The organism is Dactylosporangium sucinum (assembly GCF_014647515.1).
In the GTDB taxonomy this organism is placed as follows: Bacteria; Actinomycetota; Actinomycetes; order Mycobacteriales; family Micromonosporaceae; genus Dactylosporangium; species Dactylosporangium sucinum.
In genome coordinates this window covers 1-15097 of the sequence record NZ_BMPI01000089.1, presented here as the reverse complement: position 1 = coordinate 15097, position 15097 = coordinate 1, and the positions used below count along the sequence as shown (strand labels likewise).

Genomic DNA, 15097 nt, shown 5'->3' with positions numbered 1-15097 from the left:
CACCCCGCGAAAGCCCGGTTACAACACCGGTAGCCAGACTTCCGCGGGGCACCGCCAGGAGAAATCTGGACTCCGCCGCACTCCGACCCCAGTCGTGAAACAGGGCCTAGAGCATCGAGATTGCCAAATCACCGTCGGGCGCACGACCGTCGCTCCCGTCGGACACCGCTCGTGCCGCCGGTGCATCCGCCCCGGCGGCACGGACGCTGCCATCGCCGTCGCCCCAAGAGCCCGGAGGCCCGCGGTGGTCACCCTCCCGCGTCGATCTTGCAGTTGTGGTGGCGACAAAACGGGGCGATAACCCACGATGTGGGCACCACAGGTGCAAGATCGACGCAAAAAGGGGGGTGGGGGGTCAGGCGCGGACGCGGAGCATCTTGGGGTCGTAGAGGGGCTCGGCCCGTACCACGCCGGGAATCCAGCGGTCGAAGACGCTCACCTCGATCGGGGTGCCGATCTCGACGTCCGCGGGCAGGTACGCGTACGCGATCGAGGCGCCGACCCGGTAGCCGAACCCGCCCGACGTGACCCGGCCACAGGGCCGGCCCTCCACGCGGACCGGCTCGCTGCCCAGGCAGACCGTGCCGGGGTCGTCCAGGACCAGGCAGCGCAGGGCGCGCGACGGGCCGCCGGACGACTGCAGGGCCGTCAACGCCTCGCGGCCCAGGAACGGTTTCTCCAGGCGTACGAAAGCATCCAGACCCGCCGAGAAAGGGTCGGTGTCGGTGGTCAGGTCGGAGCCCCAGACCCGGTAGCCCTTCTCCAGCCGCATCGAGTCGATGGCGCGGTAGCCGGCCGGGCGCAGGCCGGCCGGACGGCCGGCGGCGTTCAGGGTGTCCCACAGGGTCAGGACGTACTCGGTCGAGGCGTAGAGCTCCCAGCCCAGCTCGCCGACGTACGTCACCCGCTGGGCCAGGACGGGCACGGCGCCCACCGTCAGGCGTTGCGCCCGCATGAACGGGAAGTCCGCATTGGACAGTGCGGCGTCGGTGAGCGGCTGCAGGATGTCGCGGGCGGCCGGGCCCCACAGGCAGAGGCAGCCGTAGGCGCCGGTCACGTCGTCGACGAGCACGTCGTCGGTGGCGTGCTTGCGGATCCAGTCCCCGTCGCGGACGCCGCACGCGGTGCTGGTGACGATGCGGAAGTGCTGCTCGCCCAGGCGGGTCACGGTGAGGTCGGCCTCGATGCCGCCGCGGGAGTTGAGCAGCTGCGTGTAGACGAGGGTGCCGACCGGGCGGTCGATCTCGTTCGCGCACAGGTGGTTGAGCAGGGCCAGGGCGCCGGGGCCGCGGACGTCCAGCTTCGCGAACGAGGACTGGTCGAACAGGCCGGCCGCGGACGTGGTCGCGGCGACCTCGCCGGCGATGGCCGGGGACCAGTAGCGGCCGGCCCAGCCCTTCGGGCGCTGCGCCTGCGGGGTCAGGCCGGCGTTGACGCCGAACCAGTTGGCCCGCTCCCAGCCCGCCTTCTCGCCCAGGGCGGCGTCGAGCTCGCCCAGCCGCGGCCACACCGCCGAGCGGCGCAGCGGGCGGGCGGCCTGCCACTCCTGGCCGGGGTAGACCACGTCGTAGTACCGCGAGTAGCCGTCGATGGCCTTCGTGCTCGCCCAGCGGCGGCTGGCGGCGTGCGCGCCGAAGCGGCGGACGTCCATCGTGGACACGTCGTACTCCGGCGAGCCGTCGACGATCCACTCCGCCATCACCTTGCCGACCCCGCCGGCGGCGGCCAGGCCGTGGACGCAGAACCCGGCGGCGACCCAGAACCCGGCCACGGGCGTCTCGCCGAGCAGGAACTCGCCGTCGGGCGTGAACGCCTCCGGGCCGTGCACGACGCGCGCGATGTCGAGGTCGCGCAGCGCCGGCACGCGGTGCCGGGCGTTCTCCCACGACTCGGCGAACTTCGCCATGTCGGGCTCGAAGAGCGTGCGGGGCTGGTCCATGGACGCCGGCCAGTAGAGCGAGGGGTCGCGGACGTACCCGCCGACGAGCAGGCCGGTCTCGTCGCCGCCCCTGAAGTACACGATGCGATCGGGGTCCCGGACGGTCGGCAGCTCCATCGTGGGCATGCCCAGCGAGTCCGAGACGACGTACTGGTGCTTGATGGGCACGATCGGCAGGTCGACGCCGGCCAGCCGGCCGACCTGCCCGGCGGCGGCGCCGGCCGCGTTGACGACGACCTCGGCGGCGATGCGGCCGGCCGACGTGTCGACCGCGCTGACCCGCCCGCCCGCGACGACGATGCCCGTCACGCGGGTGCCGGTGACGATCCGGACGCCGAGGGAGCGCGCGCCGGCGGCGAGCGCCTCGGCGAGCTGGGCCGGCTCCAGCCAGCCGTCGCCGGGCAGCCAGCCGGCGAGCCGGACGTCGGCCACGTTGAGCAGGGGCAGCCGGTCGACGGTCTCGGCCGGGCCGAGCAGCTCCATGCCCAGCCCGTACGTCGTGGCCGAGCTCGCCTGGCGGCGTAGCTCCTCGACCCGCTCCGGCGTGGTGGCCAGCCGCAGTCCGCCGACGCCCCGCCAGCCGGGGTCGAGGCCGGTGCGCTCCCGCAGCTCGGCGTAGAGGCCGGAGGAGTACATGATCATGCGGGTCTGGCTGATCGTCGACCGCAGCTGGCCGACGAACCCGGCGGAGTGCCACGTCGTGCCCTCGGTGAGCTCGTGCTGCTCGACGAGCACCACGTCGGTCCAGCCGAGGCGGGCCAGGTGATAGGCGATGCTGCAGCCGGCGACCCCGCCGCCGATGACGACCACACGCGCCGTTGCGGGAAGCATGCCTGATTGTGGCCCTTGGATCGGCCGCGGAAAAGGTCTGAAGCCGTGCCACTTGTTTCCGCCAGGTAAACGCGAGCGGTCCTCTTGACGGGCGGCTGACGGGGGCGTTAACTCTTGCACACCATGACGCCGATCACTTCGGGCCAGCCTCGTTAAAGGCACGAAACCGGCGTTTGATCGCGGCGAAGGGGCCGGGTCATGAGCGCGGTGCCGTCAGTGGCGGACCTGCTGGAGCGGGTCCCGTCGTGGGTGGGCCGCGCGGTGGAGTGGCAGCGCCTCGACGGCGGCCTGTCGCACCACATCTTCCGCGTGGACGTCGACGGCCAGCCCTACGTGTTGCGGGTGCTGGAGCCGGCGGTCTCCGCGGCCGGCCTGGGCATCCCGCCCGAGCAGGAGATCGCCAACACCGTGCGGGCGGCCGGGACCGTGGGCGCCCGGGTCTACACGGTGCTCGACGACGTGCCGGCGATCGTGCTGGAGTTCCTGCCCGGCCGCACGCTGCGGGCCGCCGACGTGCGGCACCCGGCGGTGGTGCCGGCGATCGCCGAGGCCTGCCGGCGGCTGCACGCCGGGCCGGCGTTCGGCAACGCCTTCGACATCTTCGCCAAGCGGGACGAGCTCCTCGCCGTCTGTGCCCGGCACGACCTGCCGCTGCCGGAGGGGTACCTCGACCGCTCGTCCACAGTGGACGACATCCGGGCAGCGCTCAGTGTCGCGCCGTTGCCCGCGGTACCGTGCCACAACGATCTGCTCGCCGAGAACTTCATCGCCACCGGCGACGGCGTGCGGATCATCGACTACCAGCTGTCCGGCAACAATGATCCCGCGTTCGAGCTGGGCGACATCGCGGCCGAGGCCGACTACGACCCGGATCAGGTCGAGCTCCTCGCCGCCGCCTACTTCGGTGCGGACCGCACGCCCGCGCTCGCCGCCCGCGTGCGGCTCTTTCTGATCGCGTCCAACGTCACCTGGGCGCTGTGGTTCACCGTCCACCATGGACTGCTGACGGCGACCGGCTTCGACTACGCCGCCGAGGCGGCCGACAAGTGGGACCAGGCCCGGCGCTCGCTCGACGACCCCGGTCTCGGTGGCCTGCTCGACACGGTGACCGGAAGGAACACCACCACCCCCAAGCACTAGCACCGAGGAGGTGCCCATGTCGGCATCGCCGACCCAGGCCGACCTGCCGCTCGACGACGACGAGCGGCGGCTCGCCGAACTGGGTTACAAGCAGGAGCTCCGGCGCAAGTGGAGCGGGTTCTCCAACTTCGCCATCTCGTTCTCCATCATCTCGATCCTCGCCGGCTGCTTCACGACGTTCGGCCAGGCGTGGATGAACGGCGGTCCGATCGCCATCTCGTGGGGCTGGCCGCTCATCTCGATCTTCATTCTGATCATCGGCTTCTGCATGTCGGAGCTGGTGTCGGCGTACCCGACGGCCGGCGGCATCTACTGGTGGGCCGCGAAGATGGGCAAGCCGGTCCACGGCTGGTTCACCGGCTGGCTCAACCTGGTCGGGCTCGTCGCCGTGACCGCGTCGGTCGACTACGGCTGCGCGACCTTCCTCAGCCTGGTGCTCGACGCCTACAGCTCGTGGGACAGCACGAACCTCAACCTGACGTTCCTGCTCTTCGTGCTGATCCTGGCCGCGCACGTGGCGATCAACATCTGGGGACACAGCATCATCGACGTGCTCCAGAACGTCTCGGTGTGGTGGCACGTCGCCGGCGCCGCGGCCGTCGTGCTGATCCTGGTCTTCGTGCCGGAGAAGCACCAGAGCCTGTCGTTCGTGTTCACCGAGCGCTTCAACAACTCCGGCTACTCCGACGCCACCTACTGGTTCCTCGTCCTGCCGTTCGGGTTCCTGCTCACGCAGTACACCATCACCGGCTTCGACGCCTGTGCGCACGTCTCCGAGGAGACCAAGGGCGCCTCGACCGCCGCCGCCAAGGGACTCTGGCAGTCCATCTTCTACTCGGCGATCGGCGGCTGGATCCTGCTGCTGGCGTTCCTGTTCGCGGCGACCGACGTCGAGGCGATCAACGCGGCGGCCGGGTTCTCCGGCGCCATCTTCGAGACCGCGCTGAGCGCCGGCTTCTTCAAGGCGGTCATCCTGATCTCCACGATCGGACAGTTCTTCTGCGGCATGAGCTGCGTGACGAGCATGTCGCGGATGACCTACGCCTTCAGCCGTGACCGGGCCGTGCCGGGCTGGCGGCTGTGGTCCAAGGTGGACCGCAACGGCACGCCGGTCAACGCCATCTTCGCCGCCGCGGCCGCCGGCCTCGTGCTGACCCTGCCGGCCCTCTACAAGAGCCCGACGGGCGCGCCGACCGCGTTCTACGCGGTGGTCTCGGTGGCGGTCATCGGGCTCTACGTCGCGTTCCTGATCCCGATCTACCTGCGGCTGCGGATGGGCGACCGGTTCGTGCCCGGCCCGTGGACGCTCGGCAGCAAGTACAAGGTGCTCGGCTGGATCGCGGTCATCGAGATCGTCGTGGTCTCGATCTACTTCATCATGCCCTTCACGCCGGCCGCGATCCCCGGCAACAAGGACTTCACGTTCACGGCCGTGAACTACGCGCCGGTCGCGCTGCTGATCGTCATCGGCGGCGCCGCGATCTGGTGGTACGCCTCGGCCCGGACCTGGTTCACAGGCCCGATCCGGACGATCGATGAGGTCCCGGAAGAGGACACGGCCAAGGCCGCGGAGTAGGGAATGATGTGGTCCGGGCCGGGCTCCGGCCCGGACCACGACGCGGGGAGGTCGGATGCCGGTGGCTACGGAGCCCTTGTCGGGCGTGCCGATGTGGCGGCCGGTCCGGGGCGGCAACGCCTTCGAGATCACCGTCGCCCGGCTCGCCCAGACGATCCGCCTCGGGCTGGTGCCCGTCGGCGAGCGCCTGCCGCCCGAGCGTGAGTTGGCCGAGCGGCTCCAGGTGAGCCGGGTGACCCTGCGGGAGGCGATCGCCGCCCTCCGCGAGGCCGGGTTCCTGGAGTCGCGGCGCGGGCGCTCCGGCGGGACCTTCGTCGTGCGCGCCACGGGCGACGCCGTCGTCGTGCACGACCGCGACGCGGCGGCCCTCGCCCGCGAGATGGGCGACGCGTTGCACGACGCGCTGGACTTCCGGCGCGTGCTGGAGCCGGGCGCCGCGGCCCTCGCGGCGACCCGCGCGCTGTCCGCGGCCGACCGGGCGCACCTCGTGGCCTGCCTGGGATCGGCCCGCACCCGCGACCCGCTCACCCGGCGGGTCAACGACTCCCGGCTGCACCTGGCGATCGCCTCGGCGAGCGGCTCGACGTCCGTCACCGCGGCCATCGCCGACGTGCAGCTGCGCCTGGACCGGCTGCTGGCCGCGATCCCGGTCCTGCGGCGCAACCTCGACCACTCCGACGCCCAGCACGAGCGCGTCGTCGAGGCGATCCTGGCCGGCGACCCGGCCACGGCGCGGGCCGAGATGGAGGAGCACTGCGACGCCACCGCGGCGTTGTTGCGCGGCCTGTTGGGTTGAGCTTATGGTTTGGTTCTAGACCTTTAGGGGAAGCCGATGATGACCGTCGAGCAGCTGCGCATCGCCGTCGACGAGGGTGAGATCGACACCGTCGTCGTGGCGATCACCGACATGCAGGGGCGGCTGCAGGGCAAGCGGTTCTATGCGCGCCACTTCCTCGACGAGGTCGTCGCCCACGGCACCGAGGGATGCAACTACCTGCTCGCGGTCGACGTCGAGATGAACACCGTCGACGGCTACGCGATGTCCTCGTGGGCGCGCGGCTACGGCGACTTCGCGATGCTCCCCGACCTCAGCACCCTGCGCCGCATCCCGTGGCAGCCCGGCACCGCGCTCGTGCTGGCCGACCTGGGCTGGCTCGACGGCGCCGGCCCGGTGCTCGCGTCGCCGCGGCAGATCCTGCAGGCGCAGCTCGCCCGGCTGGCCGACACGGGCCTGCGGGCCTTCACGGGCACCGAGCTCGAGTTCATCGTGTACCGCGACAGCTACGAGGACGCCCACGCACGCGGCTACCGGGACCTGACCCCGGCGAACGTCTTCAACGCCGACTACTCGCTGCTGCAGACGGCCCGCATCGAGCCGCTCCTGCGCCGGATCCGCAACGACATGGCGGGCGCGGGCCTGGTGCCGGAGAGCGCCAAGGGGGAGTGCAACCTCGGCCAGCACGAGATCGCCTTCCGCTACGACGAGGCGCTGCGCAACGCGGACGGGCACACGCTGTACAAGAACGGGGCGAAGGAGATCGCCGCCCAGGAGGGCGTCTCCATCACGTTCATGGCCAAGCCCAACGCCCGGGAGGGCAACTCCTGCCACATCCACTTCTCGCTGCGCGACGCGAACGGCCCGGCCGGCGACGAGGTGTTCCACCACGCGATGGCCGGCCTGCTGGCGACGATGCGCGACTTCACGCTGCTCTACGCGCCGAACATCAACTCCTACAAGCGCTACCAGGCCGGCTCCTTCGCGCCGACCGCGGTGCGGTGGGGCGACGACAACCGCACGTGCGCGCTGCGGGTCGTCGGCCACGGCGCGTCGCGCCGGGTGGAGAACCGCGTGCCCGGCGCGGACGTGAACCCGTACCTCGCGATCGCCGCCCTCGTCGCCGGCGCTCTGCACGGCATCCGGAACGCGTTGCCGCTGGAGGACATCTACACCGGCAACGCGTACGAGGACGCCTCCGCGCCGCGGGTGCCTTCGACGCTGCGGGAGGCGCTGGGGCTGTGGGAGTCGAGCGCGCTGGCCCGGGAGGCGTTCGGCGACGAGGTGGTCGAGCACTACGCGAACAACGCGCGGGTGGAGCTGGCCGCGTTCGACGCGGCGGTGACGGACTGGGAGCTGCTCCGCGGCTTCGAACGCCTGTGACCGCACTACTCTCCGCCCGTTACGGCGCCCGGCCCGTTACGGCGCCCGGCCCGTTACGGCGCCCGGCCCGCTGGCCGCCCCGCTCTCCCCGCGCCGCTCGGCCGGCTGGCTGGCAGTCCGGGTGCCGCGACGCCAACCGCGCCGATCTTGGAGTTATGGTCCCGGATAAAACGGAAATGTCGGGAATATTAGGGACCACAAGTCCAAGATCGCGGAAGTGAGAGCGGGAGCGACCGGCGGTTGGGGTGGGGCGGTCAGCGAAGAGGCAGTGCGCGCGGCGGGGAGAGTGCGGCGGCGGGAGAGCACAGGCGGCGTTCGGGGCGGGACGGCGGCGGTGCCGGCTGGACGCGGCGTTCGGGGCGGGACGGCGGCGGTGCGGGTGGGGTGCGGAAGCGGGTCGGCGGAGTGAGCGGGGACTGGAAGGAGTAGGCAGTGCATGACGTCATCTCGCCGGTGAGCGAAGAGATCGTGGCCACGGTGCCGGCCACCAGCGTCGAGGAGACCGACGCGGCCATCGAGCGGGCGCAACGAGCGTTCGAGAGCTGGCGGAAGGTCGCGCCCGGGGACCGGGCGCGGCTGCTGCGGCGGTTCGCGGCCGTGGTCGACGCGCACAACGAGGAGCTCGCGCAGCTCGAGGTGCGCAACTCCGGGCACACCATCGGCAACGCGCGGTGGGAGGCCGGGAACGTCCGCGACGTCCTCGACTACTACGCCGGAGCGCCTGAGCGGCTCAGCGGCCGGCAGATCCCCGTCGCCGGTGGCATCGACGTCACCTTCTATGAGCCGCTCGGCGTGGTCGGCATCATCGTGCCCTGGAACTTCCCCATGCCCATCGCCGGATGGGGCTTCGGGCCCGCTCTCGCGGCCGGCAACACGGTCGTGCTCAAGCCGGCCGAGCTTACCCCGCTGACCGCCATCCGCCTCGGCGAGCTGGCGCTGGAGGCCGGGCTTCCGGAGGGCGTTCTCACGGTACTGCCGGGGAAAGGCTCCATCGTCGGGCAGCGGTTCGTCACCCATCCGCTCGTCCGCAAGGTCTGCTTCACGGGCTCCACCGACGTCGGCAAGCAGATCATGGCCGGCTGCGCCGACCAGGTGAAGCGCGTGACCCTGGAGCTCGGCGGCAAGAGCGCCAACATCGTGTTCGCGGACGCCGACCTGGAGAGGGCGGCCGCCGGGGCGCCCGGCGCCGTGTTCGACAACGCCGGCCAGGACTGCTGCGCCCGGTCGCGGCTGCTGGTGCAGGCCGGCGTGTACGACAAGTTTCTCGGCCTGCTGGAGCAGTCGGTCAAGGCGTTCCGCTGCGAGGACCCTTCCCTGGAGACCGCGCAGATGGGCCCGCTGATCTCCAGCGGTCAGCGCGAGTCGGTCAAATCGTATATATCCGAAAAGGAAGTGCTGTTCACCGGCACCGCGCCCGACGGCAAGGGCTGGTGGATGCCGCCGACCGTTGTCGGCGCCCGGTCCACCGATGACCAGCACTGGCGTGAGGAGATCTTCGGGCCGGTGCTGTCGGTCATGCCGTTCGACGACGAGGACGACGCGATCCGGAAGGCCAACGACACCGAGTACGGGCTGTCGGGTTCGATCTGGACCGGCGACCTGGGCCGCGGCATCCGCGTCGCGCGCGGCGTCGAGGCGGGCAACCTCAGCGTCAACTCCAACTCCTCGGTCCGCTACTGGACGCCGTTCGGCGGGGTCAAGCAGAGCGGCCTGGGTCGTGAGCTCGGGCCGGACGCGGTCGCCGCGTTCAGCGAGGTCAAGAACGTCTACTTCAGCACGGAGGCATAGGTGCAGGCACGTCTGCAGGACCGCGTCGCGGTCATCACCGGCGCCGGCAGCGGCATCGGGCTCGCCACCGCCCGCCGGTTCGCGTCGGAGGGCGCGAAGGTCGTGGCGGTCGACCTCAACCCGGACGCGGGCAAGGCGGCGGCGAAGGAGGTCGGCGGCGAGTTCGTGGCCGTCGACGTGGCCGACGAGGAGGCCGTGAAGGCGCTCTTCGACGGGGTCGTCGAGCGCCACGGGCGGGTCGACATCGCCTTCAACAACGCCGGCATCTCGCCGCCCGACGACGACTCCATCCTCGACACGGGCATCGAGGCGTGGGAGCGGGTCCTGAAGGTCAACACGACCAGCGTCTACTACTGCTGCAAGTACGTCATCCCCCACATGCTGGCGCAGGGCAAGGGCTCGATCATCAACACGGCCAGCTTCGTGGCCCTGCTGGGCGCCGCGACCTCGCAGATCGCCTACACGGCCAGCAAGGGCGCCGTGCTGTCGATGACCCGCGAGCTCGGCGTGCAGTTCGCCCGCCAGGGCATCCGGGTCAACGCGCTGTGCCCCGGACCGATCGCGACCCCGCTGCTCATGGAGCTGTTCGCGAAGGATCCCGAGCGCGCGGCCCGGCGGCTGGTGCACGTCCCGATGGGCCGCTTCGGCAACCCGGAGGAGATCGCCGGCGCCGTGGCGTTCCTCGCCAGCGACGACGCCTCCTTCATCACGGCCTCGACGTTCGTGGTCGACGGCGGCATCACCGGCGCGTACGTGACCCCGCTATGAGACCGCTGATCGGGATCACGGCCTACGCCGAGCCGGCGCGCTGGGGCGTGTGGGACACCCGGGCGGTGCTGATTCCGGAGTCGTACGTTCGGGTGGTGCGCGACGCCGGAGCCCGCCCGGTCGTCCTGCCGCCCGACGCCGGGGACGACGCCGCCGGGCTGATCGGGCGGCTCGACGGCCTCGTGCTGGCCGGCGGGGCGGACATCGAGCCGTCGCGCTACGGTGCCGAGCCGCACCCGACGACGAGGACCCGGCCCGACCGCGACGCCGGCGAGCTGGCCGTCCTGCGGGCCGCGCTCGACGCCGACCTGCCGGTGCTGGGCGTGTGCCGCGGTATGGAGCTGCTCGCCGTCGCCTATGGGGGCACGCTGTACCAGCACCTGCCCGACGTGCTGGGCAACGAACGCCACCAGCCGGCCCCGGGCGTCTACGGCACCCATCCGGCGCGCTTCGCCGCCGGCTCGCGGGCGGCCAGGGTCTTCGGGCCGTCGGCGGAGGTCAACTCGTACCACCACCAGGCGGTCGACAAACCCGGCACGCTGACGGTGACCGGCTGGTCCGACGACGAGGTGACCGAGGCGGTCGAGGACCCGGCCCGCCGGTTCGTCCTCGGCGTCCAATGGCACCCGGAGGAGGCCGGTGACGTGCGTCCCTTCGCGGCGCTCGTGCGGGCCGTCTGAGTAGGTTGGAGGCATGCGGATCGGGTTCGGGCTGCCGGTGTCGGGATCGTGGGCCACGCCGGAGCGACTGGCGCAGGTGGCGGTCGAGGCGGAGCGGGGCGGCTACGACTCGCTCTGGACGTTCCAGCGCCTGCTGGTGGGAGCGGACCAGCAGCTCGACCCGGTGTACCGCAGCGTCCTCGACCCGATCGTCGCGCTGACGTTCGCCGCCGCGCGGACCACCGCCGTCCGGCTCGGCGTGGCGGTGGTCAACCTGCCGTTCCTCTCGCCCGCCTACCTGGCCAAGCAGGCGGGCACGCTCGACCTGCTCAGCGGCGGCCGGCTCGACCTGGGGCTGGGCACCGGCTGGTCGGAGGCGGAGTTCGCCGCGACGGGCGGGTCGGTCGAGCACCGGGCCAAGCGGGTGCGCGAGTACGTCGCCGTGCTCCGCACGCTGTGGGGCGACGAGGTCAGCTCGTTCGACGGCGACCTCTACAGGGTGCCGCCCAGCCGGATGGCCCCGAAGCCGCCGGGCCCGCAGCTGCTGCTCGGCGGCTCGGTGCCGGCGGCGCTCGCGCGGGCCGGCGAGATCGCCGACGGCTGGGTGAGCCGCAGCGCGACCGACCTGGCGCACATCCACCGCGACGTCGAGCTGGTCCGGGCGGGCGCCGAGAAGGCGGGCAAGGACCCGGCCGCGGTGCGGATCGTCTGCCGCGGCGTGGTCCGGCTCAGCGACCACGACCTGGGTCCCGAGCGCCGGCGCCTGGAGGGTTCGTACGAGCAGGTGCGCGAGGACACGGCCTGGCTCGCCACCCAGGGCGTCACCGAGGTCTTCTACGACCTCAACTGGGATCGGCGGATCGCTCACCCCGACGTCGACCCTTCGGCCGCCCTGGATCTGGCCTTGGAGATCCTCCACAACCTCACACCCGCGGGTTAGGTTGATGGTATGTCGCGACCGGTCATCGGCCTGACCACCTACGCCGAGGAGACCCGTTTCGGGCTCAACGACACGTTCTCCGCGGTCCTGCCCCTGTCGTACGTTCACGCCGTGCACGCCTCGGGCGGCCGTGCGGTCCTCGTCACCCCGGACGACCCGGACATTGACGTCCTGGAGGGCCTGAACGGCATCATGTTCACGGGCGGCTCCGACGTGAACCCCGACCTCTACGGCGAGCCGCCGCACCCCACCACCAAGGTCAAGCCGGAGCGGGACGCCGCCGAGCTGCTGCTCATGCGGGCCGCGCTCGACGCCGACCTGCCGCTGTTCGCCATCTGCCGCGGGATGCAGCTGATGTGCGTCGCCTACGGCGGCCGCCTCCACCAGCACCTCCCCGACGTGCTGGGCCACCACAACCACCGCCCGGTGAGCGGCCCGAAGTTCGGCGAACACCCCGTGCAGCTCGCTCCGGGTTCCCGGGCGGCGGCGGTGCTGGGGGAGGCCGTCATCGTGAACTCCTACCACCACCAGGGCATCGCCGATCCGGGCAAGCTCACGGCCACGGGCTGGTGCCCGGAGGACGACCTCGTCGAGGTCGTGGAGGACCCGTCGAAGACCTTCGCGCTGGGCGTCCAGTGGCACCCGGAGGACACCACGGACTTCCGCCTCTTCGAAGCCTTCGTAGAGGCCGCCCGCGCACAGAGGGCCAGTTAGCCTTACGGCCCTAACCGTTGCTAGTCTCGAACCATGAGGACGGCAAGCATGCTCATCGAGCTTCCCGACGACTGGGCGCTCCGCGGCGAGCTCACGGTCGCCGACGTGCTCGCGATGCGCGAGCCGGAAGGTTTCAAGGTCGAGCTGCACGAGGGAGTGCCGAAGATGACGCCGCCGCCCTTTCCTGCTCACCAGCGGGCATCGGGCGATCTGCTCGTCTACTTCGACCGCATCGGCCGCGAGGCGTATCACGACATCGGCGTGCGATTTGACGACCGCCACTACCGAGTTCCCGACGTGTCGGTGATCCGAATGGGATCGACGGCGTCGGATGACAACGTCCAGGCGCCTGACATCATCGACATCGTCGTCGAGATAGTGTCGCGGGGTTCGGTTGACGAGGACCGGGTCGTGAAGCCGAAGCTCTACGCGCGCTTCGGCATCCCGGAGTACTGGCGGGCCGAGCGGGCCGGTGACGACTGGTCCGTGCTGATGCATCGCTTGGAGGACGGCCGCTACGTCCTGGTCCGGACGGTGTTGCTCAGCGAACTGGTCCGCGAGGCGGGCTGAGGGGTGTCGGGTTGGCGTCGTCGTGCGGCAGTGAAGGTGGGCGATTCCTAACCTGCTCGCATGAGGAAGGTCTTCGCCATCGAGCACATGCGCATCTTCCTGACCATCACCTTCGTGTTCGTCCCGATCATCGTCGGGGCGATGTGGCTCGGTGGGGTCTTCGTGATCACCGGGGACGGCGGGTACGAGGACCCCGACGCCGACCTGTACATCTCCGCCGCCATGCTGACGGCGCTCGTCCTCATGATCGGCCTGATGCTGGTGCTGATCCGGTTCCTCTTGTGGCCCAAGCGGTACATCGACGACATGGACCGTCTCGCGGCCGGCGAGAGTTGGGCCCAGTGGTCCTATGACGAGGCGGAGTGGAAGGCGGCCAACAAGGTCGAGGCGGCCCGGCTCCGGCGCAGCCTCAGCGCCGCGCGGATCGCGCTGGGCATCGCCGCCGTCCTCCTGATCATCGGGCTGTTGCTCGGCTTCGAGGACGGCCAGACGTTCATCTTCGTCGGCGGGATCATGATCGTCGGTGTGGGCGCCATGATGCTGATCGTGTGGCTCAGCGGGGCCGGGACGTTCGCCCGCGACGGCCGGACCGGGCAGATGTCCATCAGCGAGCTCGGGGTGCTGCGGCGGCCCGGCGGCTACTCCGCGTTCGCGCCGACGGGGCCGCTGAAGTCGGTCGAGTTCGTCGCCGGCCGGCCGGCCAGGGTGGTGTTCACCACCATCCAGAGCGGGCGGTACGGGGCCCGGACGGACTACCAGGCGGCGGACATCCTGGTGCCGAAGGGGCGGGAGGACGAGGCTCGGGCGCTCGTCGCGCGCTTCAACAGTGAGGTACTGAAGGCATCATGACGCGGCCTCGTCGGACGTGCGGCGCTCGATGCGCAGGTCCGGCGCGGTCTCGCGGTAGTGCTCGCGGTCGTCGGAGTCCCGCAGCAGGGCCTCGGCCTGGGCCTTCGGGTCGTCGCTGCCGGCCGCCAGCTCCTCGGGCAGGAGCAGGGCGGCCCGGTCCTCGACGCGCTCTTCGTCGATCATGCTGAAGGGGTTACCCAGACCGCCGTCCGTTGATGCGCGTTAGGCTTTTCCGCATGACCGTCCGCGCACCTCTAGCCCCAGGTGTCCAGACCCCCTGGCGCCAGGTTCCCGCCGGCATCGCGCGCCCCGAGTATGTCGGGAAGCGCGCACCGCAGAAGCATCGCGGGTCCGACGTCCAGACGCCGGAGATCATCGAGCGGATGCGGGTCGCGAGCCGGCTCGCCGCGCGGGCGACGGCCCTGGCCGGCGAGCACGCGAAGCCGGGCGTGACGACCGACGAGATCGACCGGGTCGTCCACGAGTTCCTGTGCGATCACGGGGCCTATCCGTCGACGCTGGGGTACAAGGGCTTCCCGAAATCCTGCTGCACCTCGCTCAACGAGGTCATCTGCCACGGCATCCCCGACTCGACGGTGATCGAGGACGGCGACATTCTCAACGTCGACGTCACGGCCTTCATCGGCGGCGTGCACGGCGACACCAACCAGACGTTCTGCGTCGGTGACGTCACCGAGGATGCGCGGCTGCTCGTCGAGCGCACCCGCGAGGCGATGATGCGCGGCATCCGGGCCGTCGCGCCGGGGCGCCCGCTCAACGCGATCGGCCGGGTCATCGAGGCCTACGCGAAGCGGTTCCAATACGGCGTGGTCCGGGACTTCACCGGCCACGGCATCAACGAGGTCTTCCACACCGGGCTCTACGTCCCGCACTACGACAACCCGCGGCTCACCACGATCATGGAGCCGGGCATGACGTTCACGATCGAGCCGATGATCACGCTCGGCACCCACGAGTACGACATCTGGAAGGACGGCTGGACCGTGGTCACCAAGGACCGCAGGTGGACGGCCCAGTTCGAGCACACGATCGTGGTGACCGAGGACGGCTACGAGATCCTGACCCTTCCGTGAGCGGTCCGGAGCGTAGCGGAGGGGCCGCTCACCATCGGTTCAGCCTGTACTCGCGGCGCCGGAGCGAAGCG

The 15097-nt window shown here is 71.0% G+C and carries 14 protein-coding genes; 12 read left to right on the top strand and 2 right to left on the bottom strand.

Annotated features, from left to right (window positions below):
- Positions 1–355 precede the first annotated feature (355 nt).
- Positions 356–2770 carry a GcvT family protein gene (locus IEZ31_RS49560; RefSeq protein WP_190257124.1) on the bottom strand — a complete coding sequence of 805 codons (2415 nt, stop codon included), beginning with the start codon at positions 2768–2770 and terminating at the stop codon, positions 356–358.
- A gap of 198 nt (positions 2771–2968) precedes the next feature.
- Here IEZ31_RS49560 and IEZ31_RS49555 point away from each other — a divergent pair, with 198 nt between their 5' ends.
- The 11 genes from IEZ31_RS49555 (at position 2969) to IEZ31_RS49505 (ending at position 13932) form a co-directional block, all read left to right on the top strand.
- Positions 2969–3910, top strand: a complete 942-nt coding sequence (locus IEZ31_RS49555) for a choline kinase family protein (RefSeq protein ID WP_190257123.1) — start codon at positions 2969–2971, stop codon at positions 3908–3910.
- A 16-nt stretch (positions 3911–3926) separates the two neighbouring features.
- Positions 3927–5486, top strand: a complete 1560-nt coding sequence (locus tag IEZ31_RS49550) for an amino acid permease (RefSeq protein ID WP_190257122.1) — start codon at positions 3927–3929, stop codon at positions 5484–5486.
- Positions 5487–5541: 55 nt separating this feature from the next.
- Positions 5542–6282 carry a FadR/GntR family transcriptional regulator gene (locus tag IEZ31_RS49545; protein ID WP_190257121.1) on the top strand — a complete coding sequence of 247 codons (741 nt, stop codon included), beginning with the start codon at positions 5542–5544 and terminating at the stop codon, positions 6280–6282.
- 39 nt (positions 6283–6321) lie between these two features.
- Complete coding sequence (locus IEZ31_RS49540; protein WP_190257147.1) at positions 6322–7644, top strand: glutamine synthetase family protein; 1323 nt, start codon at positions 6322–6324, stop codon at positions 7642–7644.
- A gap of 432 nt (positions 7645–8076) precedes the next feature.
- Entirely contained in the window at positions 8077–9432 is a 1356-nt protein-coding gene (locus tag IEZ31_RS49535; protein WP_190257120.1) for an aldehyde dehydrogenase family protein, read from the top strand.
- Positions 9433–10200: a 3-oxoacyl-ACP reductase gene (locus IEZ31_RS49530; RefSeq protein WP_190257119.1), complete on the top strand. Its 768-nt coding sequence runs from the start codon at positions 9433–9435 to the stop codon at positions 10198–10200.
- A complete protein-coding gene (locus IEZ31_RS49525) occupies positions 10197–10880 on the top strand; it encodes a gamma-glutamyl-gamma-aminobutyrate hydrolase family protein (RefSeq protein WP_190257118.1) in 684 nt (227 codons plus the stop codon). Before IEZ31_RS49530 ends, IEZ31_RS49525 begins: the two co-directional genes overlap by 4 nt.
- 13 nt (positions 10881–10893) lie before the next feature.
- Entirely contained in the window at positions 10894–11799 is a 906-nt protein-coding gene (locus IEZ31_RS49520) for an LLM class flavin-dependent oxidoreductase (protein ID WP_190257117.1), read from the top strand.
- Between the two features lie 9 nt (positions 11800–11808).
- Positions 11809–12513, top strand: coding sequence for a gamma-glutamyl-gamma-aminobutyrate hydrolase family protein (locus tag IEZ31_RS49515; RefSeq protein ID WP_190257116.1), 705 nt, complete (start codon positions 11809–11811; stop codon positions 12511–12513).
- Between the two features lie 114 nt (positions 12514–12627).
- Positions 12628–13083 (top strand): Uma2 family endonuclease, encoded by a 456-nt coding sequence (locus IEZ31_RS49510; RefSeq protein ID WP_229837060.1) that lies wholly within the window; start codon positions 12628–12630, stop codon positions 13081–13083.
- 60 nt (positions 13084–13143) lie between these two features.
- Complete coding sequence (locus tag IEZ31_RS49505; RefSeq protein WP_190257114.1) at positions 13144–13932, top strand: hypothetical protein; 789 nt, start codon at positions 13144–13146, stop codon at positions 13930–13932.
- Here the strand turns inward: IEZ31_RS49505 and IEZ31_RS49500 are convergent.
- Positions 13927–14115 carry a hypothetical protein gene (locus IEZ31_RS49500; protein ID WP_190257113.1) on the bottom strand — a complete coding sequence of 63 codons (189 nt, stop codon included), beginning with the start codon at positions 14113–14115 and terminating at the stop codon, positions 13927–13929. The two genes, IEZ31_RS49505 and IEZ31_RS49500, sit on opposite strands and share 6 nt — an antisense overlap.
- 53 nt (positions 14116–14168) lie before the next feature.
- Between IEZ31_RS49500 and map the strand changes: the two genes are divergently transcribed.
- Positions 14169–15026, top strand: a complete 858-nt coding sequence (gene map / locus IEZ31_RS49495) for a type I methionyl aminopeptidase (RefSeq protein ID WP_190257112.1) — start codon at positions 14169–14171, stop codon at positions 15024–15026.
- Positions 15027–15097: the final 71 nt, after the last annotated feature.

What these genes read in the sequence shown, in the direction of transcription:
- IEZ31_RS49560 (WP_190257124.1), bottom strand. Translation starts at nt 2,770, where the DNA reads ATGCTTCCCGCAACGGCGCGTGTGGTCGTCATCGGCGGCGGGGTCGCC.
- IEZ31_RS49555 (WP_190257123.1), top strand. Translation starts at nt 2,969, where the DNA reads ATGAGCGCGGTGCCGTCAGTGGCGGACCTGCTGGAGCGGGTCCCGTCG.
- IEZ31_RS49550 (WP_190257122.1), top strand. Translation starts at nt 3,927, where the DNA reads ATGTCGGCATCGCCGACCCAGGCCGACCTGCCGCTCGACGACGACGAG.
- IEZ31_RS49545 (WP_190257121.1), top strand. Translation starts at nt 5,542, where the DNA reads ATGCCGGTGGCTACGGAGCCCTTGTCGGGCGTGCCGATGTGGCGGCCG.
- IEZ31_RS49540 (WP_190257147.1), top strand. Translation starts at nt 6,322, where the DNA reads ATGACCGTCGAGCAGCTGCGCATCGCCGTCGACGAGGGTGAGATCGAC.
- IEZ31_RS49525 (WP_190257118.1), top strand. Translation starts at nt 10,197, where the DNA reads ATGAGACCGCTGATCGGGATCACGGCCTACGCCGAGCCGGCGCGCTGG.
- IEZ31_RS49520 (WP_190257117.1), top strand. Translation starts at nt 10,894, where the DNA reads ATGCGGATCGGGTTCGGGCTGCCGGTGTCGGGATCGTGGGCCACGCCG.
- IEZ31_RS49515 (WP_190257116.1), top strand. Translation starts at nt 11,809, where the DNA reads ATGTCGCGACCGGTCATCGGCCTGACCACCTACGCCGAGGAGACCCGT.
- IEZ31_RS49510 (WP_229837060.1), top strand. Translation starts at nt 12,628, where the DNA reads ATGCGCGAGCCGGAAGGTTTCAAGGTCGAGCTGCACGAGGGAGTGCCG.
- IEZ31_RS49505 (WP_190257114.1), top strand. Translation starts at nt 13,144, where the DNA reads ATGAGGAAGGTCTTCGCCATCGAGCACATGCGCATCTTCCTGACCATC.
- IEZ31_RS49500 (WP_190257113.1), bottom strand. Translation starts at nt 14,115, where the DNA reads ATGATCGACGAAGAGCGCGTCGAGGACCGGGCCGCCCTGCTCCTGCCC.
- map (WP_190257112.1), top strand. Translation starts at nt 14,169, where the DNA reads ATGACCGTCCGCGCACCTCTAGCCCCAGGTGTCCAGACCCCCTGGCGC.